Source organism: Paludicola sp. MB14-C6 (assembly GCF_030908625.1).
In the GTDB taxonomy this organism is placed as follows: domain Bacteria; phylum Bacillota; class Clostridia; order Oscillospirales; family Ruminococcaceae; genus Paludihabitans.
The window spans coordinates 1,778,734-1,803,750 of the sequence record NZ_CP133133.1; the positions used below are offsets into that span (position 1 = coordinate 1,778,734).

Here is a 25,017-nt window from a genome sequence, read left to right on the forward strand (position 1 = left end):
TTAAGATAATAAAAATATAATGAAAAAGAGGAATTTTATGCAAATAGAAAAACTACTTTCATTTATGTAAGTTCTTGAAAAAATGAAATGTAATACGCGTCATTCATGGACATCCAATAATCGCCATGAGAGTGTTGCCGAACATAGCTGGCGGTTGGCGGTGTTTGCTTATTGTATGAAAGATGAATTTTCTGATATAAACATGGATAAAGTAATGCTTATGTGCTTAACTCATGACATTGGTGAAGCAGTAACAGGCGATATACCATCATTTCTAAAAACAGATACACACGAGGAAAAAGAAGAATTTGCAATTTATGAATTGCTTGATACATTAGATAGTCCGCAAAAAGAAGAACTGAAAGCGCTGTTTCAAGAAATGTTAGCTTTAGAGACGAATGAGGCAAAGCTATATAAAGCATTAGATAAACTTGAAGCGGTTATGCAGCATAATCAAGCAGATTTATCTACATGGATACCGATTGAATATGAACTCAATCAGACTTACGCAAACGAAGAAGTAGAAGCGTTTCCATATCTAAAAGAGCTGCGAGAGATTCTTTGCAAAGAAACGCAAACAAAAATTGCTTTTCAAAATAGAGTGAAATAAAAATCCTCCTAAAAAGGAGGATTTCTTTTTTATACTGATTTCGTTCAAAATTAACATATGTGATTTTAAAGAAATCAGTATTACTTCAAAAGTTCAAGCAACGTAGCTGTAACATAGTCAATTTCGTCATCCGTTAATTTTGTATGCAACGGTAGGGTAATTTCATTTTGATACAACTCAAATGCATTCGGATAATTTTGAATATCGAATCCTATATTTTTATAAGCAGAAAGCAAAGGAAGAGGTTTATAATGGACATTTGCTGAAATGCCACGTTTCGCTAATTCTATTATGATATTGTTGCGAAATGAAATATCTTTTCCCATTAACCGAGTGACATATAAATGACCAGAGGATGCATTGTTTTCGTCATAGTGTGTAAGCGGCTTGACAATGGTTCCTTCAAACGCTTTATTATAGCGTGTAATCATTTCTTTTCTACGAGCCAACATTCCGTCATAACGTTGTAGTTGTCCTAAACCGAGTGATGCCATAATATCGGTCATATTACATTTGTAAGCAGGCGAAACAATATCATATTCCCATGCACCTAACTGAGTTTTTGCAAGTGCATCTTTGGATTGACCATGAAGAGATAATAACATATATTGCTTGTATATATCATCTACATTTTTACTGTCTGTATTAGAGAAAACAGCAGCACCACCCTCAGCAGTAGTAAGATTTTTTACAGCGTGGAATGAGAAACAAGTAAAATCAGCGATTGATCCTGCATGTTTGCCGTTTTGTGAAGCACCAAAAGAATGTGCTGCATCCGCAATAACTGCAATACGTGCAATTTGCTTGGCAGTATCGCTATTACCTGTAAACAAGTCTGCTTTTTCTTTTACAATAGAAAAAATAGTATCGTAATCACAAACCACACCTGCAATATCAACAGGGATAATTGCTTTTGTTTTCGGTGTAATAGCTTCTTTTAGTTTTGTATAATCCATTTGGAAGCTGTCTTTTGCAACATCGACTAAAACCGGAGTAGCTCCAACGTGACAAATGACACTTGCAGATGCCGTATAGGTATATGCAGAAGTAATAACTTCGTCGCCTTCACCAATTCCGAGTATATGCAAAGTAAGTTCAAGTGCCGCAGTAGCTGAGTTTAGGCAAGCAGCTTTTGTTGCACCGCAATAGTCAGCTATTTTTTGCTCAAACAATTTTGTTTTTGGGCCTGTTGTAATCCAACCGGATTTTAAAGTATCGATAACCTCGTTAATTTCAATATCTGTAATATCGGGTGGAGAGAATGGAATTTGATAGTTTGACATTTCAATCATTCCTTTCGAAGATGTTTTATTATTGACATAATATATTGTTAAGTTCATTCATATCTTTGGCGATGGCAATTGCGCCATGTTTGATAAGCTCTTGCTCAGAGCCGAATCCGTATAATACACCTATGCAGTCAATATTGACTTTCTTTGCACCAATGACATCATATTTTGTGTCGCCTATCATGACAACCTCATTATATTCATTTGTTTTGAGTAAGTCTGCGGCAGTTTGAATAATATGAGCTTTTGAGTTGTCAGCTTCGTTTAAGTCACTTCCACAAATTGCGTCCATGTATTTGGCTAATCCTAGATGCTCCATAACGGTAATGGCAAACGGCTCAGGCTTTTTTGTCGCAATTGCTATACGTTTATTTACTTGCTTTAAGTGTAAGAACAGTTCTTCAATACCTTCGTAAGGCTCACATTCATAAATGCCTTTGGATTGATAGTATTCCCGATAAATTGAAACCGCATGGATTGCTTCTTCGTTGGTCATTTGGTATAAGTTTTGAAAAGAGGAACCTATGGAAGGACCGATAAATTGTTGGAGCTTATGCTCGTCCTGTTCTATCATGCCTAGCTTATCAAATGTATAGTATAAGGAATTAAAAATTCCCTCTTTTGAGTTAATTACAGTTCCGTCTAAATCGAATAAAACAACATTCTTTTTGTACAATGTTTTGCTCCTTAGTTTTTATTCTAATCGTCATTATATCACAATCTTAAAAAAATTGCTAATATAATATCGTACGAGATTTTTGTTTATTTTTGTGTGATTATGGTAACAATAACATCAAATCTTGTAATGCATATTAGAGTATTACTGTAATTACCATTGGAGGAGGATTGCGATTGGCTAGATCAAAAAAAAGCATTTGGGTGTTTTTTGTTTCGGCAGGAATAAGCTTTATTGTCTTTGGAACAGTATTTGTAATATTCTTTTATATAACCGATGCCACTAAGATTGATAAAAATCAGGAGGGTATTCCGTATATTAGTCAATATGTCCCTTCGCCGAAGGAAAGTATAAATGTCCTTGTGGTTGGATGTGAGCAAGAGAATTATCCCCCTTCTTTTGAAATGCTTTTTTGCTATGATGCACCCAATGGAATCATATATGTAAGTTCCTTTCCAATACAATCGATATCTACAGTGGGAATTCGTGAAGATACATTAGAAGGTCATTATGATTATCAGGGATTGCAAGGTAGTGTAATTGCGACAGAAAACTTACTATCGATTCCAATTGATCGCTATGTGCGCTTGAATAAAGAAGGTGTATCTAATCTTGTCGATTTCTTCGGTGGAATTGATTATGAGCTTACCGAAGATTTGGCAGTAGGAGAAGAAACCTTTGTAAAAGGAAAACAACTGCTGGATGGTAGACGAGTCAGTACGTTGTTGTTTCAAAAAAAAGAGAAGGATGTATATCATACATCATTACAAGAGGAATTGATAACAAAGTTAATTCAACAACGATTTAATCAGTCATTAGCTGATAAATATGCAAAGTTCAGTTCTGCATTTTTTTATAATACGGAAACAAACTTAAATCAATATGATTTTGCATTACGCCAAAAGGGAATTTGCAGTAAAATGCAGTTGGATAGTGTAGTTGTAAAAAAGCTTCCAATTCGAGGCAACTATACTCAGGAGAAAACAAAGTTTACTCCAACGGAACAAAGCTTAAACGAAGTTAAAACAGTATTACAAGCAATAAAGCGTGAACAGCAGCCGAGTAGTTGATGAAAAAAGTCGATAGGATTTTGTCCTATCGACTTTTTGTCTAATATAAAATTGCTCCGTATTTTTTAGATAACTGTTCTAAATAGGTCATCTCAATTGGTGATTGATTATCAACAATACAGCGACCTTGATATGAAAATAAAGCCGTAACCAATGCTTTTTCATTGGTAGAGTGGAAACATACCGGAAGGTTTGCCAAATGAGAGTTTATAATAAATTGATTTGCATCATCTACAGTATTTAGATGAATCAAAAGTACATCAAAACTATCTTCTTCTGCGGTTAGAAATTGGTCAGCCATATCGTATTCGCAAAAAATAGGTTCTGTAAATTCGATACGTTCATTATCTAAAGCGAAAAGTTGTGTTTCATTGCATAGAATCATATCATTCGGCAGTTCTGGTGGAACAATTTTTTCATGAGGTGGATAAGTATCAAGTAGTTCGCGCATTTCGTGAATATGTTCCGGAGTTGTTCCACAACAACCTCCAATAATACTTGCACCTGCTTCAAGCAGTCTTGCTATATTATTTTTCATCATAACAGGTGAAAGGTCATACACATTTTCAAGCAGTGGATTTGGTTGACCTGCATTCGGCTTTGCAATTAACGGTATCTTAGAAAATTGAGAGAGTTCCTCAATACATTCAACTAAAGATTCCGGTCCACAAGAGCAGTTGATACCAAAAGCGGAAATTCCAAGTTCTTGTAACGTGATGAGACAAGTAAGTGGGGTAGCACCGGATAATAAGCGCCCTTTTTCGTTAATGGTAACCGTCACAAATATTGGCTTGTTAAATTCTCTGCAAGCGATTACTGCTGCCCTAGATTCACTTAATGAAAGCATCGTTTCAATTACAAACAGGTCAACTCCTGCTTCGTTTAAAGCAGAGGCTTGCTCTTTGTAGATATCAACCAATTCAGCAAAAGTCGTATCCCCATATGGCTCGATAAAAAGTCCGGTAGGTGATAAATCGCCTGCAACTTTTTTGCCATTTGCAACTTCTTTTGTTAGTGCAACTAATTTTTTGTTCCATTCAGTAACATGATTTTCAAATCCAAATGTTTGCAGCTTGGCACGGTTTGCAGAAAAGGTAGGCGCATAGATAATATCGCTTCCTGCAGCTACAAATTCCGTTTGCAACTCTTGGATTAGTTCGGGATGATTTAACAGATACTCCTCGATACAAATTCCTTTCGGCATTCCTTTAGCGTAAAGGTTTGTAGCAGTTGCTCCGTCTAAAAGTAAATATCCCGATTGCGGTATGTCCATAAATATAATCCTTTCTTTCATCAATAATATTGTTTTTGAAAGTAAGCTTAAGGCTTACTAATTACATAGATGTTGGTGCGTCAATTTTCAAAAGGGTTAATACATTTTTAATTGTGGTTTTAACTGCCATGCAAAGTGCAAGTCTTGCATACATCAGCTCTTTATCATCAGATTTTACTCTGCAAGCGTTATAAAACTTATGAAATAAAGTAGCAAGGTCAATTGCATAACGAGTAATTCTTGGTGGGTCATATGATTTTGATGCTTCGATTATTTCATTAGGGAAAATAGAAAGATGGCGAATAAGCTCAACTTCTTCTGCAGCATTTAATAAATCAAGGTTACATTCTTTTGCAGCTTTAGGGGTAATTCCTTCTGCTCCTAAATTCAATAATATGCTGCAAATTCTAGCATGTGCATATTGAACGTAGTAAACCGGATTTTGAGAAGATTGTTCTACTGCTAAATCTAAGTCAAAGTCAAAATGAGAATTTGCTTCTCTTAGGTTGAAATGGAATCTTGCAGCATCAATTGGAACTTCATCTAATAAAGTAACCAATGTAATCGCTTTACCGGAACGCTTGCTTGCTTTGATAATTTCGCTTCCACGAACCAAACGAACCATTTGCATTAAAACAACATCCAATCTGGATGGATCAATGTCGAGTGCTTGCAAAGCAGCTTTCAGTCTTGGAACATATCCGTGATGATCTGCGCCTAAAACGTCAATTGCTTTATCAAACCCACGAGTAACCAATTTATTGTAATGATAAGCTATATCTGGTACAACATAAGTTGGAACGCCATTGGAGCGTACCAATACAAAATCTTTATCTGCGCCAAACTCGGTTGCTTTAAACCAAGTTGCACCTTCTGATTCGTATGTGTGACCTTTTTCTTTTAAAAGAGCAACTACTTTGCTTACTTCATCATTTTTATGAAGAGTAGATTCTAAGAACCAATTATCATATTCAATACGATATTTTAATAAATCATCATGTAAGCCTTTGATATTTAAAGGAAGTGCATAAGCAACCAAAGCATCTTTGCGCTCTTCAGATGAAACATCAACGAATTTATCACCATGAATTGCCGCAAATGCTTTAGCATGGTTGATAATATCTTCGCCTTGATATGCATCTTCTGGCATTTCAATATCATTTAGATAAAGCTGTAGATATCTTGTTTCTAAAGAGATAGCAAATTTGTTAATTTGGTTACCCGCATCATTTACATAGAATTCTCTTTTTACATCATAGCCAGCCCAATCTAAAACAGAGGCTAATCCATCACCGATTGCACCACCGCGCGCATTGCCAATGTGCATTGGTCCGGTAGGATTTGCAGAAACAAATTCAACTAATACCTTTTTGTTTTCGCCATAGCTTGTTTTTCCATAATCATCTTTGTTTTCATCAATAGAAGAAACAACGTTGGAAAACCAACTGCGGCTTAAAAATACGTTGATAAATCCTGGACCGGCAACCTCTACTCTTTCGAAGCTGGTTCCTTCTAACACCATTGCGTTCGCAATAATTTCTGCAATTTTTCTTGGTGGTAATTTAAAAGCTCTAGCAGATACCATAGCGACGTTAGTTGCAAAATCGCCATTATTCTTATCAGCAGGAATTTCAATATTAAAAGCTGGAATAGGTTCATTTGAAAGTTCGTTGTTCGCAACAGCTCTTCCAAGAGCGGCTAATATAACCTCACGCAATTCTTTTGTTGCATCAGATACGGGGTTGACAAGTTTCATTCTTTTTTAACTCCTTATTTTTAGTCTATTTTTAATCAGATTTTACATTAATAAATACTTCATTTTCACTTATGAGAGTTGAGTTGATATCAAGGGCATAGCGAAAATAGATATCTCCACCATTTTCGTTGAGATTGGAGTCCATTTGCTTTGTATAAACACCAACCATTAAACTACCTTCATTGGTTCCGTAATGGCCAACATTACGTGTTCCGTTTTCGATTATCAAATGTGATTTTACATTTCCGCTTCGCATCAAAGTAACTTTATCGTTTCCTTCAACTTTCAATGTGGTTGTGCTGCCTTCATATCCCGTTGTTTCGGATTCATCATAAGTAATATAATAATTATTATTTTTTTTATACAATAAACCTTGGGTGAACAATTCCGTTACGTCTTGATCGTCCTCAATTTGCTGTATACCTTTTATTTTTATAAATACGTTTTTTTTCATATATGTGATCATCCTTTTTGCAAAGTGCTTGAATTTGATCAGACTTTGCTTTTACTCATACGAATTAGATTGAAAAACACAGTCATTATTCTAATAAAATTAGCATAAAACAATTGTTAATAGCTTTCAATGTCAATTTTCTCGACATGGCCGACAACAGGCTCTTTTAAAATTGCAGTTGCATTTGTTGCAAAATGTTCAACTGTATCGCTGATATAATATTCACTGGTAGCTATTACTTTAGCATCGTTGAGCATGTTTTGTTTCGCTAAAAATTTAAAAGCATATCGAGCGGCTTCCTGTCCGGAATCAATTAACCGAACATGTTCGCCCATAACAGACTGAATAATATCCTTTATAATTGGATAGTGAGTACATCCTAGAATTAAAGTATCAATATTTGCTTCAATGAGTGGAGCAAGATATTGACGTGCCACTAAAATGGTAACTTCGTTGTCGGGATTGGTAAATCCGCTTTCAACTAAAGGAACAAATAAAGGGCAAGCATTGGCATGAACAGAAAATTGATTGTTAATGTTTCCAAGTGCACGTTCATACGCACCGCTTCGAATGGTAGCAGGAGTACCGATTACACCGATTCTTCCTGATTTTGTTGCTTTTGCAGCAGCTTTTACCGCTGGAATGGGAACGCCTGTATAGGAAACAGGGAGCCCAGCAACAATTTCATCAGAAATGACAGAACTTATTGTTCCACAAGCTACAATTATATATTTCACATCTTTGCTTAATAAAAAGCGAATGTCTTGTTTTGTATATTTTTGAATGGTTTCTTTACTACGAGTACCATATGGTACTCGACCGGTATCACCAAAATAAATGATGTTTTCATTTGGCATAATCTTTTTTAATTCCGAAACAGCAGTTAATCCGCCGAGTCCGGAATCGAATATACCAATGGGACGGTTATCCATATGAGGTTATTTCCTTTCTAGAGCAAGTTCAATTAAACGGTCAATCAGTTTTGTATAAGGAATTCCGCTTGCAGCAAATAGCTGAGGATACATACTGATTGAAGTGAATCCCGGAATTGTATTGATTTCATTTAGAATAATTTCGTTGTTTTCAGTTAAAAAGAAATCTACTCGAGAGAACCCTTCGCAGCCCAATGCTAAATAAGCTTGAATTGCAATGCTTTTGATTGTTTCTGCAACGGATGCGTCAATACGAGCAGGAATATGTGTAACAGTTTTATTTGCAAGATATTTTGCATCATAATCATAAAAATCGTTACAAGGAACAATCTCCCCCAATACAGATGCGATTGGGGCTTCATTGCCTAAAACGGCACATTCGATTTCTTTTCCTTTAATATTTTGTTCAATTACCACTTTTTTATCGTGAATAAAGGCAAGTTCAAAAGCTTTGATCAAAGAAGAACGGTCAGTAGCTTTGGTAATACCAACAGATGAACCAGCATTAGCAGGTTTCACAAAGCAAGGATAACCTAAATTTTCTTCAATACGTCGGAAACAAGCTTCTTGGTCTTTATTATATTGATATTGTAAAACACATTCCCATTTTGCATTATTGATTTTTGCATTGTCAAAAATAGTTTTGGTAACAGCTTTATCCATACAGCAAGCAGAAGAAAGTGTATCGCAACCAACGTAAGGAATGTTAGCAAGAGCCATTAAGCCTTGAAAGGTTCCGTCTTCACCATTTTTACCATGTAATACAGGGAATATAACATCTAAGCGAATGATTTTAGTTGAATCGCCTAACACAATAATACCATGATGAGAGCGATCAGGACTGATTACACAAGGCACACAATGAGCGCCTTGCCAGTTGTTTTTTTGAATTTCTTCAATCTCTCCATTATAAAGGAAAGAAACACCCTCTTTGGTAATTCCAATTTTATATATATTATACTTTTCAGAATCTATATTTTTTAAAACGGAAGTCGCAGACATCAGGGAAACATCGTATTCACTTGATGCGCCACCAAAAATGATACCCAGGTTTAATTTGTTTGAGGAATGGCTGTTATTATCGGACATATGCGTACTACTCCTATCATAATGTAATTATTATTACTATACCACGTTTTTTTTCGATTCGCAATGAAAATACGCATTGAAATATGAATTTGGGAAAAATTATTTGTTAAAAAAACCAAACCAAATTAAATCCCAATCCTATACATATATATTATGAGAACAGTTAAAATATAATTGACAACCCTGTTTCGAAAATGTTACTATTTACCTATACTATATTAGGGGTAAATGGGGAGTATCGTCCTATTTACCCCCAATACCACATACAGAAATAACATATTGATAAAAAAGTTATTGTGAAAGGACAAATAAAATGCTTTTTAATAAGGATAAATCATCTTCCATAGAATATTTGATCGTTGGATTAGGGAATCCCGATAAAAAATATGAAAACACTCGCCATAATGCAGGTTTTCATGCAGTAGATAAAATTGGTGAAGAATACAATGCACCATTAATTAAATTGAAATTCAAATCTATGATTGCGCAAGCTACTATTTCGGGGCATAAATGTTTGCTGATGAAACCAACCACATATATGAACAATAGCGGGCAAGCAGTAGTAGAGGCAATGAATTTTTATAAAGTACCAATTGAGAATGTAATTGTTATATATGATGATATTTCATTAGAACCATCCAAAATTCGAATCCGTCGGAAAGGCAGCGATGGAGGTCATAACGGAATAAAGAGTATCATATATTTAACAGGAGGGGACAACTTTCCACGCATTAAGCTAGGCGTTGGGAAAAAACCGCATCCGGATTATGATTTAGCTGATTGGGTGTTATCAAATTTCACAAAAGAAGAGCAAAGCCAAATGCAAGCGGCATACAATAGTGTACCTGAAATAGCATCTTATATTATTGAAGATAAAATAGATGTTGCAATGAATCAATATAACGCATAATAGAAAAGACATAAAACCGTAACAGGAGATAACATAATGAAGCTTTACCGCCATATTGCAAGTGAACTTGAGCAGTTTAAGTCGCTTGTCAGTAACTTAGAGTCGGGTAAAAATCCTACATTAGTTGTAGGGCTAAGCCAAATTCACAAAGCACATTTTATTTATTCCACACAAGACACATTAAAAAAACAAACGCTCATCATAACGCATGATGAGCTTTCTGCACGTGTACTTGTAGAAGACATTAACGCAATGCAAGGGGATACGATTGCATATCTATATCCCACTCGTGATTTCGCATTACGTCAAGTTGAAACTGCATCAAGAGAATACGAGCAAATTCGTTTGGGCGTTTTATCCAGATTGCTGTCAGGGGAATGCAGGGTAGCCGTTGCATCAATTGAAGCGGTTTTACAGCATACCATTCCGCCAAGTTATTTAAAAGAACGCAGCTTTCAAATTCGACTAGAGGGAAACTATGTATTAGATGAGCTAGTACAAAAGCTGGTTCGTTCGGGATATGAAAACAAACCGCAAGTAGAAGGCGTATGTCAGTTTTGCGTAAGAGGCGGCATATTAGATGTATTTCCACCGAATTATGCATTCCCTGTTCGTATTGAATTTTGGGGCGACCAAGTAGATACTATGGCATTTTTCGATATTGAAACGCAGCGCCGTACCGAGCGGGTAGATATCGTTTCGATTACCCCTGCCAATGAAGTATTATTTGATAGTATGGACGACCTTGCCAATAAAATCGAAGCCTTGATTGCAAAAACAAAACTGCAAAAGGCAAAAGAGGTATTTGGCAAAGACTTAGATCACCTTCGTTCTAGAATACTACTCAATTCCTATGATAAATATTTGTGTTTGGCATATGATACGCCAGCCACTATTTTTGATTACTTACAAGATCCCATTTGTTTTGTAAGTGAATATTCTTCAATGAAAGAGCGATGCAAAACATATTTATGGCAATATCAAGAGGATATTAAGCTATTATTAGAAGAAGGCGAGATGTCTAAGCCGCTTTGCAACTTAAATCAAACATTGCCTTATGTCATGAATCGACTAGATAAAATTCCTACCGCATATCTTGATACATTCGCACATACCAACAATGATGTAAAGTTTGCAAGCCTATTATCTATTAATCCAATTCAAACCAGTAGCTTTGGTGGTGAACTGAAGTTATTATGTGAAGATACCGCACCATTACTTGAGCAAGGGTATGCCGTAGTTGTATTAGCTGGAACGAGCAAAGCTGCAATGGCATTAGCACAAGATTTGCAACAGCTTGATATGCCTGCTCAATATGTAACTGATAGCGATCAAATTGCCTATAACAAAATAACAGTAGTTGCAAATACTTTGTCTTCCGGTATGGAATATCCTGATATTAAGGTAAATATCATCACCACAGGAAGACAAGCTGATTCCAAGAAACGAAGTGAACGCTTTAAAAAAGGAAAGCAAATTCGCAGCTTAACCGATTTGGAAAAAGGCGATTTAGTTGTTCATGTTTCTCATGGTATTGGTGTGTTTGAGGGTATTCACAAGCTGGAAATGCAAGGCATTGTAAAAGACTATATTAAAATCAGCTATGCGGGTGCAGATACGCTATATGTTCCGGTAACGCAATTAGATTTAGTATCGAAATATATCGGGCCAAAAGATGATGGCAAGGTAAAGCTGAATAAGCTACATTCTACCGAGTGGCAAAAAACACGTTCTCGTGTAAAAAAAGCTGTAGAGGATATGGCGGATGAGCTGATTCTTTTATACGCACGTCGGATGCAGGCAAAAGGATATGCTTTTAGCGAAGATACCGAATGGCAAAAGGATTTTGAGCAGCATTTCCCTTATACAGAAACAGACGATCAGCTCCGTTGCATTGAAGAAATCAAAGCAGATATGGAACGCCCCGTTCCAATGGATCGTGTATTATGCGGTGATGTTGGATTTGGTAAAACAGAAGTAGCAATGAGAGCTTGCTTTAAATGTGTTATGGATAATAAGCAAGCGGCTATTTTATGCCCTACAACGATTTTAGCATGGCAGCATTATCAATCATTCACAAAACGGTTCGAGAGCTTTCCGATTAATATAGAGGTACTTTCACGTTTTCGTACTCCGAAGCAGCAAAAAGAGATATTGCAAAAGCTGAAAGATGGAAGAATTGATATTATAATCGGAACACATCGTTTGGTGCAAAAGGATATTGAATTTCATGATTTAGGGCTTGCAATTGTCGATGAGGAGCAGCGTTTCGGTGTTCGCCATAAAGAACGATTCAAAGAGATGTTTACGAATGTAGATATGTTGAACCTTTCAGCAACACCAATTCCAAGAACCTTGAATATGGCGATTTCGGGTATTCGTGATATGTCAACAATAGAGCAAGCACCACAAGACCGTCATCCCGTACAATCTTATGTATTGGAGCATGATATGAGTATCTTGGGTGATGCGATTAAAAAGGAACTTCGTCGTGGTGGACAGGTATATTATATTCATAATAAGATAGATTCGATTGAGCTTTGTGCTTCTAAAATACAAGCAGAGGTACCCGAAGCACGAATTGCTGTTGCTCATGGGCGAATGGAAGAGAAAGAAATTACTGAAATTTGGCGTCAGCTTTTAGAGCACGAAATTGATATATTGGTTTGCACAACCATTATTGAAACAGGTGTTGACGTTGCAAACTGTAATACGCTGATTATTGAAAATGCAGATCATATGGGATTATCCCAACTATACCAATTACGTGGTCGAGTAGGTCGATCTAACCGTCGTGCGTTTGCTTATTTTACTTTTACAAGAGGAAAAGTGTTAACCGAAATTGCAAATAAACGATTGAGTGCAATACGGGAATTTACAAAGTTTGGGTCGGGCTTTCGTATTGCTATGCGTGACCTTGAAATTCGAGGAGCGGGTAGTATCTTGGGTGCAAAACAGCATGGACATATGGAAGCGGTTGGTTACGATATGTATCTACGTTTATTAAGCGAAGCAATTGCTGAAAAGAAAGGTGAACAAAAACAAGTACAAACGCATGAATGTTTAATCGACCTTCGTTTGGATGCACATATTCCGGAAGAATATATTGATGATACTTCACAGCGTATTGATATTTACCGTAAAATTGCGACGATTAAAACAAAAGAAGATAGCCTAGATGTAATAGACGAGTTAATCGACCGTTTCGGCGAGCCACCAAAAGCAGCGTTAAGCTTGATTGATGTTGCATTATTAAGGAATACGCTTGCAACATATGGCTTTGAAGAGATCAACGAGAAACCGCAAGGGCTATTATTGTACCCGAATAAATTGGATATGGATATTGCGCAAAAGCTGATTGAAGGAATCAAAGGCAGAGTTATGGTAAATGCGGGTAACCGTCCATATATTGTGGTAAAACCAATCCGTGGGCAAAAGGTAGATGCCGTTGCAATATTAAGAGAATGCGTTGATGCATTAGGATAAAGAGGAGTACCCTCTCAGTTTCGCTTTGCTCAACAGCTCTCCCAAGGGAGAGCCGTTTTTGCCTCTCCTTTAGGAGAGGGGAACCGCTGCAGCGGTGGAGAGGTTGAATATGCAAAATCTTTGCTAATAGGTGATAAAAATGTATGACTATAATAAAAAGCTGGTTGTAAGAGCAAAACAATTAAGAAAAGAAATGACAAAGCAAGAGCATCATTTGTGGTATGATTTTTTACGAGGTTTATCAGTCAAAGTGTATAAACAAAAAGTGATAGGAAATTATATTGTAGATTTTTATTGTGATAAAGCAAAGCTCGTTATTGAACTAGATGGTAGCCAGCATTTTACTGAAATGGCAATGGATTATGATAAAGAAAGAACAGCAATATTATCAAATTTAGGTATAACCGTAATACGGTTTACCAATCAAGAAGTGGAAGAACAATTTGAAGTTGTATGCGAAAAAATAAATTCGTTAATTACCCTCTCAGACAGCTAACGCTGCCAGCTCTCCCAAGGGCGAGCCTAAAAAAGCCTCTCCTTTAGGAGAGGGGAACCGCTACAGCGGTGGAGAGGTCGTTCTCACATAATTTCCAAATTAATTGAATAAATATATCAATTACGGACACAATACAAGTGTTCGTAATTTTTTTTTGGTAACTTTATTGGTAATATACTAATACATTTACTAAAAAATAAAAACCATAACATATACTTAATGGCTAATTATTACAAAAACAAGAGGAAACTGTAACCTTGATGACAAAATTTTAATTAAAAAATGGAAAATAGGGCTTGATTAATTGGTAAATTAATGATATGTTTATGGTAGTCCGAACCAAAGGTTTGGATAGAGGGCATAACAAGTGTAATTAAGTTAAGTAATAAGCTTAAAAAGTTCACTAGAAATAGATTAGAACTCGGATAGCGAAGTGCTTCGCTCAATCGTGTTTGGTAATGCCGTATCGTTTTTAAGATGCATAACGATGTTTTTTGTCTTTTGGTTATAAAAGCATAATAAAGATATTATTTGCTAATATTTTTATAATGTACTTGCATTGGTTAAAAATGTATGGTATTATTGAGACATAATTACATACGTTATGTAAATGTATGATGAAAGAAGAGGTAATCAAAACATGAAAAAGAAAATCCTTGCAACCCTTTTAGCTGTTTGCCTATGCGTAGGCATTGCTATTCCTGCAGTTTTTGCTGCTGCAACAAATCCTCTAGCTATTTCAACTTTAAAAGTTGACAAAGCTAGTTATGCAATCGGTGTTTCTGCAGCAACAGCTGGTGAAGATGTTACTATCGTAGCTAAAGCAACAGGTGCAGACGGTAAAGATCTAAAATTAGAAGGTGTTGAATTTAAAGTAACATCTGATAACCAATTAGTTGTTCCAGATGCTGCGACACTAACTTGTCTCAGTGGTGATGATGCTGGTAAAATCGTAATTCCAGTTGGAACAAAATTAGGTAAAGCTAACGTAACAATTGCAGCTAATGGCTTAAAAGCTACTACTGCTATTGAAATTGCTGCTGATGTTTACCCAACAAGTGTAACTGTTAAAGAATCAAAAACAGTTGTTGCAACAACATATGCTGAAAAAGAAGCAAAATTTGAGTATGTTGTTTCTCCATCAAACACTAATATCCCTGTAGTTGCTACATGGGACGCTTCTGTTGCTGGTATGGCTACTAATGGAACATTCACAGCAACTGATGCTACAGCCGCTGGTGCTTACAATGCTAAAGTTAAATTAACTTTCACTGGTAAAGACGGTAAACCTGCAGAATTAGCTGCTGTTGGCGTTCTTAACGTTGTTAAAGCTGAAAATGTTAAAACTATTTCTCTTCCAGCTTCTATGGATGTTGTTGCTGGTCAAAAAGCTAAAGCTCCTACTGTAACTTATAATCCAGCAAATGCAAATGCTGGTAAAGTAATCACTTGGGTAATAGAAAACGAAACTGAGAAAACTAAAGAAGTTGCTACAATTGATACAAAGACTGGTGAAATCACTGGTGTAGGCGCTGGTTCAGTAATTGTTGTTGCTACTACTGCTGGTAATGTTTCTGATAAAATCCAAGTTAATGTAGTTGGTGCTATTAAAGCAACTAAAGTTACTTTAGATAAAGCTGCTGCTGATTTAGAAGTTGCTAAAACTCTAACTCTAAAAGCAACAATTGACCCATCAAACTCAAATGATAAAGTTGAATGGTCTACTTCTGACGCTGCAATCGCTACAGTTAAAGATGGCGTTGTAACTGGTGTTAAAGCTGGTACAGCTACAATTACAGTTAAAGTTGGCGAACAAACTGCTAAATGTGTAGTAACAGTTAAAGCTGCTGCTCCTGTAGCTCCAAGCAAACCATCTAAGAACCCACAAACTGGTGATAGCTTATTTGCAAACTTATTCTAAGAATAAATTTCAATAAACGAAACTAAGTTTTAAGTGAATGTTTAAGAGCAAGCACAATCGTGCTTGCTCTTTTCATGTCTCTATGAGAATCGACTCCCTCAGTCAGCTAACGCTGCCAGCTCCCTCTAGGAGGGCGCCTTTTTTGCCTTCCTCTTTGAGGAAGGTGGCACCGAAGGTGACGGATAGAGTATTTTGAAAAGGGGAAACCGTCCGCAGATGGAGGGGGATTGGATAGCGAACAAAAATAAGTGGGGAATCGACTCCCTCAGTCAGCTAACGCTGCCAGCTCCCTCTAGGAGGGCGCCTTTTTTGCCTTCCTCTTAGAGGAAGGTGGCACCGAAGGTGACGGATAGAGTATTTTGAAAAGGGGAAACCGTCGGCAGACGGAGGGGGATTGGATAGCGAACAATAAATTGGTGGGGAAACGACTCCCTCAGTCAGCTAACGCTGCCAGCTCCCTCGGAGAGGGAGCCAAGAAAGAAACCCTAATCCCCCTTGTCAAAGGGGGAAACCGTCGGCAGACGGAGGGGGATTATTTTGGTGAACCTCTTATTTTTCTTCTTCAAAACACAAAACAATGATTGCGTTTTTATCGTGTTTTGGTTATAATGATAACATGAGAAATAAAGCGTACAGGTAAGAGAAAAATGCGCTTGCGATAACGAAAAGTGAGGGAAAATAAAATGTATCCATTAAAGCTAACTGCGCCATTAAAAGACTATATTTGGGGCGGAACAAAGCTAAAAACTGATTATAATAAACAAACTGATTTACAAAAGGTAGCTGAAAGCTGGGAACTATCTTGTCATAAAGACGGTAACTCCATCATAGCAAACGGCGAATATGCTGGGAAAACATTGGTTGAATATATCGAGCAAAATGGGAAAGCTGTATTAGGAACGAATTGTGATCGCTTTGAAAACTTTCCGATTCTAATTAAGCTAATTGATGCAAAGGACAACCTTTCCGTACAAGTTCACCCTGAAAACGAATATGCATTACGTGTTGAAGGGGAATATGGAAAAACGGAAATGTGGTATATCGTGGATTGTGAAGAAGGAGCAAGCTTGCTTTACGGCTTCAAACATGATATTTCAAAAGAGGAATTTAAACAAAGAATTGAAAACAATACCTTATTAGAGGTATGTAATAAAGTTGAAGTGAAAAAGGGCGATGTATTCTTTATTGATGCCGGAACACTTCACGCAATCGGCAGTGGCATTTTAATTGCTGAAATTCAACAAAACTCTAACACTACTTATCGTATTTACGATTACGGTAGAGTAGGCGTTGACGGCAAACCTCGTGAACTACATGTTGATAAGGCGATTGATGTAACAAATTTATGCCCACCAACTAAACCAACAACTCCACAAGGTAAAACAGAGAAATATGATGGTTATACAAAAACATTACTATCTACTTGTGAATATTTTACTGTATATGCATTGGACATTGAATTAAAAGCAGATTTTAATGTGGACAACACTTCTTTCCAATCTGTACTTTGCTTAGAGGGAACTTTGGTATTATCAAGCGAAAACGGTACGATTACGCTGCAAAAAGGCGATAGCGTATTTTTACCTGCTAATTATGGTAACTATACATTACAAGGCAAAGCAAATGTTGTTTTAACAATGGTGTAAAGGGAGAATCTCCCTCCGTCTTTAGCAAGGGGGATTAAGCCTTGCCTCCCTTGAAAAAGGGAGGGGAACCGCTTGCGGTGGTGGGATGGTTATATCACACCAATTAAAATTTTATCGTAGGGTGATTCTATGTGGTCGCCCATAATCGAAACAGCTTGAAGGCAAATGAGATAAAGTTACAGGTGTAAGATTTAACTTCAAAAGAGGGCGAACTATATGAGAAAACATAACCCTAAATTGACACCAAGAGCAAAAGAACTCCGAAAGGGAATGACACCTCAAGAAAAAAGGTTATGGTACAATTATTTGAATCAATTACCTATTCGCTTTCTCCGCCAAAAAATAATATGTAATTATATTGTTGATTTTTACTGCGCTAAGTTAAAATTAGCAATAGAAATCGATGGCACACAACATTTTACACAAGATGCAATTCAATATGATATTCAGCGAACACATATTTTGAATACTTATGATATAGAGGTTATTCGCTTTAATAATCATGAAGTCGATAATAATTTTTATAGTGTTTGTGGTAAGATTGACTATATTATCAAAAAACGTGGAAATAATCTTGCCTCCCTTGAAAAAGGGAGGGGGACCGCTTGCGGTGGTGGGATAAAATAACGCCGCACTTAAAAATACGATATAAACCAAAAATCCCCCTCCGTCTACGGACGGTGTCCCCCTTTAGCAAGGGGGATTCGAAATAAATTATTCGCACCCCCCAAAAAAAGAATATATGAATATAAAGGAGATACTTGAACATGAAATACTATTTAGGAATTGACTTAGGCGGTACCAATATCGCTGCCGGTGTAGTAGATGAAAACTACAAAATAATTGCTCAAGCAAGCGTAAGAACAAATAGCCCTCGTCCTGCTGACGATATAGCAGATGATATGGCTTTTGTTGCAATGGAAGCATTGAAAAAAGCCGAAATTGATATGAACGATATTGAGTGGGTTGGTGTAGGCGCACCAGGTTCTATTAACCAAGATACAGGAATTGTTGAATATTCCAATAACCTTGGTTTCTTAGATGTTCCTTTAAAGAAAATGCTAGAAGAAAGAATGCAAAAGACCGTTTACATTGAAAACGATGCCAATGCAGCAGCTTATGGTGAATATAAAGCAGGAAGCGCAAAAAGCGTTGACATTTCTGTAATGGTTACTTTGGGAACAGGCGTTGGCGGCGGTATCGTTATCAACAACAAGATTTATACGGGCTTTAACTATTGTGGTGCAGAACTTGGTCATGCCGTTATTAAATTGGATGGTAGACCATGTACTTGTGGCCGTCGTGGCTGCTTAGAAGCATATGCAAGCGCAACAGGTTTAATTCAAACAACAAAAGAGCTTATGCAAGAGAATAAAGATTCAGCACTATGGGAAATTTGCGGTGGCGACATTAGCCGTGTAAATGGTAGAACTGCGTTTGACGGTGTGCGTCAAGACGATGCAACAGCAAAAAAAGTAGTTGATTTATATGTAAAACAGCTTGCTTGCGGTATTACAAATATCATTAATATCTTCCAACCGGATATGTTATGTATCGGTGGAGGTATTAGCCGTGAGGGTGATAATTTATTAAATCCATTAAAAGAAATTATCAATCAAGAAGTATATTCAAGAAACAGCGAACGAAACACCAAAATTGTTGTTGCTACATTAGGAAATGATGCAGGAATTATTGGTGCTGCATTATTAGGTTTATCACACTAAACAGTAGATGGGATATGAGGTTGCAATATGCAGTCACATATCCCTACTTGTATTTAGAGCTTTAATGCTGTATAATTAATTAGTAAATTATGTATTCGATAATAGGTAAATAAAAATTAATATAAATGGTAGTGAGTTGCAAATATAAATTAAGGAGTCGTTTTGAATGTACAAAGAAATGCTAGATACAATTGGTTATGTAGGCCAATACGATGAAGATGTTGCAAAAGCAATGAATCTTGAATTAAAACGTCAACGTAGAAATATTGAATTGATTGCAAGTGAGAATATTGTTTCTCCTGCAGTTATGGCTGCAATGGGCTCTGTTTTAACCAATAAATATGCAGAAGGATACCCATCAAAGCGTTACTATGGCGGATGTGAATGCGTTGATATTGTAGAAAATATCGCAATCGAACGTGCGAAGAAGTTGTTTGGTGCAGAACACGCAAACGTGCAACCTCATTCCGGTGCGCAAGCGAACCTTGCTGTTTATTTTGGATTATTGGAACATGGCGATACCATTTTAGGTATGAATCTCGCTCATGGCGGCCATTTAACACATGGATCTCCTGTTAACATGAGCGGTAAATATTTTAATTTTATTCCATATGGCGTAGATGATGTAACCAATACAATTGATTATGATAAGTTAGAAGCTTTGGCAAAAGAACATAAACCAAAGATGATCGTAGCTGGAGCAAGTGCATACCCAAGAGAAATTGATTTTAAACGTATTAGCGAGATAGCAAAAAGCGTTGACGCTTATTTCATGGTAGATATGGCTCATATCGCAGGCTTAGTAGCAGCAGGATTGCATATTTCACCTGTGCCGTATGCAGATGTTGTAACAACTACAACTCATAAAACACTGAGGGGCCCTCGTGGTGGCATGATTCTTTGTAAAGAAGAGCTTGCAATGAAAATTAACAAAGCAATTTTCCCTGGTACTCAAGGTGGTCCTTTAATGCATGTGATTGCTGCAAAAGCTGTGTGCTTTGGCGAGGCGTTAACGGATGATTTTAAACAATATCAAAAGACAGTTGTGGAAAATGCGAAAGCACTAGCAGATGCTTTAATGGCAAAAGGCTTTAAGTTGCTTTCAAATGGAACAGATAATCATTTAATGCTCCTTGATTTAAGAAACTTTGATATTACAGGTAAAGAGTTGGAAAAACGTTTAGATGAAGTATATATTACAGTTAATAAAAATGCAATTCCAAATGATCCACAAAGTCCATTTATAACAAGTGGTATTCGTATTGGTACTCCTGCAATTACAAGCAGAGGAATGGTTCCTGCTGATATGGAGATTATCGCAGATTGTATTTATAAAACAGCAACTGATTTTGAAAACACAGCTGATGAAGTAAGAAAAACTGTCGACGCATTGTGTGCAAAATATCCATTATACGAATAATAAATTGCGTATCACGATAAACGGCAGGCTTTGTGCCTGCCGTTTTCAGCCGAGAAGTCAACGGGAAATATAACAATTGTATATTTACAATTTACAATAAAAAGGAGAATGAACATGGCTTTTTTTAGAGGGGATTTTACATCAAATGAATTGCAAATGAATACAAGTATCAATGTAATTATTCCGCAAGGAATGAATAATAATGAGCTTAATGTAGTTTATTTATTACATGGATTATCTGATAATTGTACAGGATGGACAAGACTAACAAGTATTGAGCGTTATGCCAATGAGCATAAGGTCGCTATTGTTATGCCTGAGGTACAACGTAGTTATTATACTGATATGAAATATGGGCTGAATTATTTTAGCTATGTATCAAAAGAGCTTATTCAATTTGTAGGTTCTATGTTCCATCTATCTACTAAAAGAGAAAATACTTATGTAGCTGGCCTTTCAATGGGTGGATATGGTGCGATGAAATGTGCATTTTCAAGACCGGAGCAATACGCAGCCTGTGCAGCTTTTTCTGCGGTTTGTGATATAAACAACACCATTAAAGAAAGAATGCCTGCTGCAAATTTGAATGAGTTATATGCTATATTAGGACAAGAGTTGAGAATTGACAATAAAGATGATTTGTTTTATTTATCAACAAAATGTAATGAAGCTTGTGAAAAACCTAGAATATTCATGACTTGTGGAACATCAGATATGTTATATCCACAAAACAAAAAATTACAAGCTCATTTAGAATCACTTGATTTTGATTATACTTTCAAAGAATGGGAAGGCAATCATACTTGGGATTTTTGGGATACTTCAGTGAAAATGGCGTTAGAATTTTTCTTTGGAAAGCCAACAAGCGGAACAGCAACTCCATTATCTGATGGAGTTGAAAAATAGCATAACGTTTAAGAAATTATTAAGAATACAAGAAAGAAGGGTAGCCCATGGCGACACCATTAGCAGAATTAATTCGACCAAAATCGTTAGACGACGTTGTGGGGCAACCACATCTTTTAGGAATAGGGAAACCGCTCAGAAGAATTATTGAATCCGGTCATATTCCGAATATGATATTTTATGGTTCTTCGGGTATTGGAAAGACAACGGTAGCACGCATTATTGCAGAGAAAACCAATATGCGGTTGCATAAATTGAATGGAACAAGTTGTTCAACAGCTGATATAAAAGCAATTGTAGAAGAGTTGGATACCATTGTAGGGCATAACGGTATTTTATTGTATCTTGACGAGATACAATATCTGAACAAAAAGCAGCAGCAATCTTTACTGGAGCATATAGAAAACGGAAATATTACTTTAATTGCTTCAACAACTGAAAACCCATATTTTTATATTTATAATGCAATTTTAAGCCGAAGTACGGTATTTGAGTTTAAACCCGTTACTCCCGATGAAATTCGTAAGGCGGTTACAAGGGCATTTTCTCTTTTAGAACAACAATATAGTCAGAAAGCGATTGTTGAAGAAAATGTGGTTGAACATATTGCTCAAACCTGTGGCGGCGATGTACGAAAGTCAATGAATGCAGCCGAATTATGTTATTTATCGGCAAATATAAATGAAAATGGCGAACGGGAAGTAACTCTAGAATTAGCGGAAATGCTTGCCCAAAAAAGCTCAATGAAATATGATCGAGATGGAGATCAACATTACGAAATTTTATCTGCTTTACAAAAGTCTGTAAGAGGTTCGGATGAAAATGCAGCATTACATTATCTAGCTAGGTTAATGGAAGCAGGAGATTTAATCTCTGCATGTCGTAGGATATTAGTTATGGCAAGTGAGGATGTTGGATTAGCATATCCTCAAGCAATTCCGATTGTAAAAGCTTGTTGTGATATGGCGAGGGAGCTTGGATTGCCGGAAGCACGGATTCCGTTAGCCGATGCGGTTGTATTATTAGCAACTGCACCAAAATCAAATTCGGCCTATAATGGAATTAACAGTGCAATGATAGACGTACAAAAAGGATTAGCTGGTGATATTCCATCACATTTAAAAAATGCACATTATGATGCAGAAACAAAGTCTTTGTCAGGGGCAAAGGGATACAAATATCCACATGAGTTTAAGAATCATTTTGTGAAGCAACAGTATTTACCGAATGAATTGAAAGACAGGGTTTATTACAGTTTTGGTGAGAATAAAAACGAGCAAGCGGCAAAAGCTTATCGAATGAAAATTATAAAGGAGTAAGAATAGATATGGTTTCTAAGAGTCAGATTACTGTTCGCTATGCAGAAACGGATCAAATGGGTATTGCACATCATTCTGTATATCCAATTTGGTTTGAAGTTGCAAGAACGGATTTTATAAAGAAAATAGGTATGACTTATACCGAGATGGAGAAAGCGGGAATTATGCTTCCACTAGCAGAATTACAATGTAAGTATATTTTTCCAACACATTACGAGGATGAACTTACAGTTGAAGTATATATAAAAGCATTAACACCAGCTCGCATTGAGTTTGCTTATACAGTATATCGGTATGGTGAAGATAACCCAGTTGCAACTGGTTCGACTTTACATGCCTGGACAGATACGAACAAAAGAATAGTAAATATGAAGCGATATCATAATGATATATATGAGTTGATTGAAAAGGCATTTGAATAAAAATTCAATTATCTTAGTGCATTTTATTTTATATTGAATAGAGGTCAATTTCAAAAGAAATTGACCTCTATTTATTGTGCGTTAATGCTATTGGCTAAAGCCTCTATATTGCCATATTCGATTTGTGGTAATGCTTTACCCTCTTTTTTCATTGAGAAAGCAGCCAAGTTAATAATCATTTTATCAAAGAATTTAGCGTGTTTCGCATCCATTATTCCGCCGACATATTGAATGGGGTGAATGTGGTCATATAACTTTTGAGGTATACTTGCTTTTAAAGCTACATCAATTTGACTTTCAATTGCGCTACAAATAAACATTGCTACATTGTGTTGAAATAAAGCTTCTTCGTGTTCCTTGCAAAAAGCACGGATTTTTGGATCGATAGTGCCCATTTTAATTGGGCTTCCTAATATAATATGATCATAAGAATTTAAATTGGGAATGGTGTCATTTGCGATTTGAATCAACTCAACATCACCATGAAGCTTTTTAGCTAAAGCTTCTGCACAAGTTTTCGTACTTCCATACTTTGAGGCATAAAGAATAATACTTTTCATATTACATATTATGACTTAATTAAGAAAGTCATATCCTTCCTCTCGCTCAAATTTCTTAAAATGGTCTATACAATATTGTATAGACCATTTTAGGTTGTTTATCCGAATAGTGGAGAAACTGGTTTATCTTGATAAATACGCTCAATTGCTTGTGCAAAGACAGGAGCAACTTCTAATTGAACAATTTTATCAATTTGCTTTTCTGTAGGTAATTCAATCGTATCCAAAATGATAACTTCTTTAATTACACTATTTTGAATACGGTCGATTGCAGGACCTGATAATACACCATGTGTAGCGCAAGCATAAACTTCTTTTGCGCCACCTTTTTCGATGATAGCAGATGCCGCATTACAAAGAGTTCCTGCAGTATCAATCATGTCATCTACTAAGATTACCTTTTTATCTTTTACATCACCAATAATATTCATAACCTCACAAACGTTTGCTTGTGGTCTGCGTTTATCAACGATAGCTAAAGGAGCATCAATTTTGTCTGCAAAATTTCTTGCACGTGTAACAGAACCTAAGTCAGGAGAAACGACAATGATTTCATCTTTACAGTCTTTAAATTTTTCAACAAAATGTGGAGCTAAAATCGGAACACCTAATAAGTGATCAACGGGAACATTAAAGAAACCTTGAATTTGTGCTGCATGTAAATCCATAGTAAGAACACGATCTGCACCGGCAGCCACAATCAAATCAGCAACCAGTTTTGCTGTAATTGGATCACGAGCTCTTGATTTTCTATCTTGTCTTGCGTAACCAAAATAAGGGATAACCGCTGTAATTCTACCGGCTGATGCACGTCTAAAAGCATCGCACATGATGAGAAGTTCCATTAAATTGTTGTTTACAGGTTGGGAGGTTGATTGTACAACAAACACATCGGAACCACGAACAGATTCTTTAATGCTGACAGAGATTTCTCCATCACTAAAAGTTTTTACTTCAGATTGACCGAGTGGAAGACCTAAGCTTTTTGCAATTTGTTCTGCTACATGTTTGTTCGAGTTTGCTGTAAAAATTTTAATATCCTTACCGTGTAAATTCAT

The 25,017-nt window shown here is 36.4% G+C and carries 22 protein-coding genes; 13 read left to right on the forward strand and 9 right to left on the reverse strand.

The features are described 5' to 3' along the window. Nucleotides 1-82: 82 nt before the first annotated feature. Nucleotides 83-610, forward strand: a complete 528-nt coding sequence (locus RBG61_RS08595; RefSeq protein ID WP_307942654.1) for an HD domain-containing protein — start codon at nt 83-85, stop codon at nt 608-610. Nucleotides 611-690: 80 nt separating this feature from the next. On the opposite strand, the gene RBG61_RS08600 is transcribed toward RBG61_RS08595, so the two are convergent. Next, nucleotides 691-1,893 carry a DegT/DnrJ/EryC1/StrS family aminotransferase gene (locus RBG61_RS08600; RefSeq protein WP_307942657.1) on the reverse strand — a complete coding sequence of 401 codons (1,203 nt, stop codon included), beginning with the start codon at nt 1,891-1,893 and terminating at the stop codon, nt 691-693. A 28-nt stretch (nt 1,894-1,921) separates the two neighbouring features. Next, nucleotides 1,922-2,575 (reverse strand): HAD hydrolase-like protein, encoded by a 654-nt coding sequence (locus RBG61_RS08605; RefSeq protein ID WP_307942659.1) that lies wholly within the window; start codon nt 2,573-2,575, stop codon nt 1,922-1,924. A gap of 176 nt (nt 2,576-2,751) precedes the next feature. On the opposite strand from RBG61_RS08605, the gene RBG61_RS08610 reads away from it, so the two are divergent. Beyond that, the gene (locus RBG61_RS08610; RefSeq protein WP_307942661.1) at nt 2,752-3,645 is read left to right on the forward strand and encodes an LCP family protein; all 894 of its coding nucleotides are present in this window, start codon (nt 2,752-2,754) and stop codon (nt 3,643-3,645) included. Nucleotides 3,646-3,685: 40 nt separating this feature from the next. On the opposite strand, the gene RBG61_RS08615 is transcribed toward RBG61_RS08610, so the two are convergent. From RBG61_RS08615 to RBG61_RS08635, 5 genes are all read right to left on the reverse strand, one after another. Further along, complete coding sequence (locus tag RBG61_RS08615; protein WP_307942664.1) at nt 3,686-4,918, reverse strand: homocysteine S-methyltransferase family protein; 1,233 nt, start codon at nt 4,916-4,918, stop codon at nt 3,686-3,688. 61 nt (nt 4,919-4,979) lie between these two features. Continuing rightward, a complete protein-coding gene (gene argS / locus RBG61_RS08620) occupies nt 4,980-6,674 on the reverse strand; it encodes an arginine--tRNA ligase (RefSeq protein ID WP_307942667.1) in 1,695 nt (564 codons plus the stop codon). Nucleotides 6,675-6,705: 31 nt separating this feature from the next. Further along, on the reverse strand, nt 6,706-7,128 hold the full coding sequence (locus RBG61_RS08625) for a DUF1934 domain-containing protein (RefSeq protein WP_307942669.1): 423 nt from the start codon (nt 7,126-7,128) through the stop codon (nt 6,706-6,708). 116 nt (nt 7,129-7,244) lie between these two features. After that, entirely contained in the window at nt 7,245-8,060 is an 816-nt protein-coding gene (gene murI, locus RBG61_RS08630) for a glutamate racemase (RefSeq protein ID WP_307942671.1), read from the reverse strand. A 6-nt stretch (nt 8,061-8,066) separates the two neighbouring features. Further along, the gene (locus tag RBG61_RS08635) at nt 8,067-9,149 is read right to left on the reverse strand and encodes a D-alanine--D-alanine ligase family protein (protein WP_307942673.1); all 1,083 of its coding nucleotides are present in this window, start codon (nt 9,147-9,149) and stop codon (nt 8,067-8,069) included. A gap of 313 nt (nt 9,150-9,462) precedes the next feature. On the opposite strand from RBG61_RS08635, the gene pth reads away from it, so the two are divergent. From pth to RBG61_RS08690, 11 genes are all read left to right on the forward strand, one after another. Next, nucleotides 9,463-10,059, forward strand: coding sequence for an aminoacyl-tRNA hydrolase (gene pth / locus RBG61_RS08640; RefSeq protein ID WP_307942674.1), 597 nt, complete (start codon nt 9,463-9,465; stop codon nt 10,057-10,059). Between the two features lie 36 nt (nt 10,060-10,095). Continuing rightward, nucleotides 10,096-13,545, forward strand: coding sequence for a transcription-repair coupling factor (gene mfd / locus RBG61_RS08645; protein ID WP_307942675.1), 3,450 nt, complete (start codon nt 10,096-10,098; stop codon nt 13,543-13,545). A 139-nt stretch (nt 13,546-13,684) separates the two neighbouring features. Continuing rightward, nucleotides 13,685-14,041: an endonuclease domain-containing protein gene (locus RBG61_RS08650; protein WP_307942677.1), complete on the forward strand. Its 357-nt coding sequence runs from the start codon at nt 13,685-13,687 to the stop codon at nt 14,039-14,041. Between the two features lie 640 nt (nt 14,042-14,681). After that, on the forward strand, nt 14,682-15,962 hold the full coding sequence (locus RBG61_RS08655; protein ID WP_307942679.1) for an Ig-like domain-containing protein: 1,281 nt from the start codon (nt 14,682-14,684) through the stop codon (nt 15,960-15,962). 683 nt (nt 15,963-16,645) lie between these two features. Next, nucleotides 16,646-17,608, forward strand: a complete 963-nt coding sequence (locus RBG61_RS08660; RefSeq protein WP_307942681.1) for a type I phosphomannose isomerase catalytic subunit — start codon at nt 16,646-16,648, stop codon at nt 17,606-17,608. 216 nt (nt 17,609-17,824) lie between these two features. After that, nucleotides 17,825-18,235 carry an endonuclease domain-containing protein gene (locus RBG61_RS08665; RefSeq protein ID WP_307942684.1) on the forward strand — a complete coding sequence of 137 codons (411 nt, stop codon included), beginning with the start codon at nt 17,825-17,827 and terminating at the stop codon, nt 18,233-18,235. A 140-nt stretch (nt 18,236-18,375) separates the two neighbouring features. After that, nucleotides 18,376-19,332, forward strand: coding sequence for an ROK family protein (locus RBG61_RS08670; protein WP_307942686.1), 957 nt, complete (start codon nt 18,376-18,378; stop codon nt 19,330-19,332). A 166-nt stretch (nt 19,333-19,498) separates the two neighbouring features. Next, nucleotides 19,499-20,752 (forward strand): serine hydroxymethyltransferase, encoded by a 1,254-nt coding sequence (glyA, locus tag RBG61_RS08675; protein ID WP_307942688.1) that lies wholly within the window; start codon nt 19,499-19,501, stop codon nt 20,750-20,752. A 114-nt stretch (nt 20,753-20,866) separates the two neighbouring features. Beyond that, complete coding sequence (locus RBG61_RS08680) at nt 20,867-21,658, forward strand: alpha/beta hydrolase (protein WP_307942690.1); 792 nt, start codon at nt 20,867-20,869, stop codon at nt 21,656-21,658. Between the two features lie 47 nt (nt 21,659-21,705). Then, a complete protein-coding gene (locus RBG61_RS08685; protein WP_307942692.1) occupies nt 21,706-22,977 on the forward strand; it encodes a replication-associated recombination protein A in 1,272 nt (423 codons plus the stop codon). Between the two features lie 8 nt (nt 22,978-22,985). Continuing rightward, nucleotides 22,986-23,399 (forward strand): acyl-CoA thioesterase, encoded by a 414-nt coding sequence (locus tag RBG61_RS08690; protein ID WP_307942693.1) that lies wholly within the window; start codon nt 22,986-22,988, stop codon nt 23,397-23,399. 71 nt (nt 23,400-23,470) lie between these two features. On the opposite strand, the gene RBG61_RS08695 is transcribed toward RBG61_RS08690, so the two are convergent. Both RBG61_RS08695 and RBG61_RS08700 read right to left on the reverse strand, forming a co-directional pair. Next, nucleotides 23,471-23,959 (reverse strand): flavodoxin domain-containing protein, encoded by a 489-nt coding sequence (locus RBG61_RS08695; RefSeq protein ID WP_307942695.1) that lies wholly within the window; start codon nt 23,957-23,959, stop codon nt 23,471-23,473. 98 nt (nt 23,960-24,057) lie between these two features. After that, nucleotides 24,058-25,017 (reverse strand): ribose-phosphate diphosphokinase, encoded by a 960-nt coding sequence (locus RBG61_RS08700; protein ID WP_307942697.1) that lies wholly within the window; start codon nt 25,015-25,017, stop codon nt 24,058-24,060.

Excerpts from the sequence above, each read along its gene's own strand:
- RBG61_RS08595 (WP_307942654.1), top strand. The coding sequence starts at position 83 with ATGAAATGTAATACGCGTCATTCATGGACATCCAATAATCGCCATGAG.
- RBG61_RS08600 (WP_307942657.1), bottom strand. The coding sequence starts at position 1,893 with ATGTCAAACTATCAAATTCCATTCTCTCCACCCGATATTACAGATATT.
- RBG61_RS08615 (WP_307942664.1), bottom strand. The coding sequence starts at position 4,918 with ATGGACATACCGCAATCGGGATATTTACTTTTAGACGGAGCAACTGCT.
- argS (WP_307942667.1), bottom strand. The coding sequence starts at position 6,674 with ATGAAACTTGTCAACCCCGTATCTGATGCAACAAAAGAATTGCGTGAG.
- RBG61_RS08625 (WP_307942669.1), bottom strand. The coding sequence starts at position 7,128 with ATGAAAAAAAACGTATTTATAAAAATAAAAGGTATACAGCAAATTGAG.
- murI (WP_307942671.1), bottom strand. The coding sequence starts at position 8,060 with ATGGATAACCGTCCCATTGGTATATTCGATTCCGGACTCGGCGGATTA.
- RBG61_RS08635 (WP_307942673.1), bottom strand. The coding sequence starts at position 9,149 with ATGTCCGATAATAACAGCCATTCCTCAAACAAATTAAACCTGGGTATC.
- pth (WP_307942674.1), top strand. The coding sequence starts at position 9,463 with ATGCTTTTTAATAAGGATAAATCATCTTCCATAGAATATTTGATCGTT.
- mfd (WP_307942675.1), top strand. The coding sequence starts at position 10,096 with ATGAAGCTTTACCGCCATATTGCAAGTGAACTTGAGCAGTTTAAGTCG.
- RBG61_RS08650 (WP_307942677.1), top strand. The coding sequence starts at position 13,685 with ATGTATGACTATAATAAAAAGCTGGTTGTAAGAGCAAAACAATTAAGA.
- RBG61_RS08655 (WP_307942679.1), top strand. The coding sequence starts at position 14,682 with ATGAAAAAGAAAATCCTTGCAACCCTTTTAGCTGTTTGCCTATGCGTA.
- RBG61_RS08660 (WP_307942681.1), top strand. The coding sequence starts at position 16,646 with ATGTATCCATTAAAGCTAACTGCGCCATTAAAAGACTATATTTGGGGC.
- RBG61_RS08665 (WP_307942684.1), top strand. The coding sequence starts at position 17,825 with ATGAGAAAACATAACCCTAAATTGACACCAAGAGCAAAAGAACTCCGA.
- RBG61_RS08670 (WP_307942686.1), top strand. The coding sequence starts at position 18,376 with ATGAAATACTATTTAGGAATTGACTTAGGCGGTACCAATATCGCTGCC.
- glyA (WP_307942688.1), top strand. The coding sequence starts at position 19,499 with ATGTACAAAGAAATGCTAGATACAATTGGTTATGTAGGCCAATACGAT.
- RBG61_RS08680 (WP_307942690.1), top strand. The coding sequence starts at position 20,867 with ATGGCTTTTTTTAGAGGGGATTTTACATCAAATGAATTGCAAATGAAT.
- RBG61_RS08685 (WP_307942692.1), top strand. The coding sequence starts at position 21,706 with ATGGCGACACCATTAGCAGAATTAATTCGACCAAAATCGTTAGACGAC.
- RBG61_RS08690 (WP_307942693.1), top strand. The coding sequence starts at position 22,986 with ATGGTTTCTAAGAGTCAGATTACTGTTCGCTATGCAGAAACGGATCAA.
- RBG61_RS08695 (WP_307942695.1), bottom strand. The coding sequence starts at position 23,959 with ATGAAAAGTATTATTCTTTATGCCTCAAAGTATGGAAGTACGAAAACT.
- RBG61_RS08700 (WP_307942697.1), bottom strand. The coding sequence starts at position 25,017 with ATGAATTTACACGGTAAGGATATTAAAATTTTTACAGCAAACTCGAAC.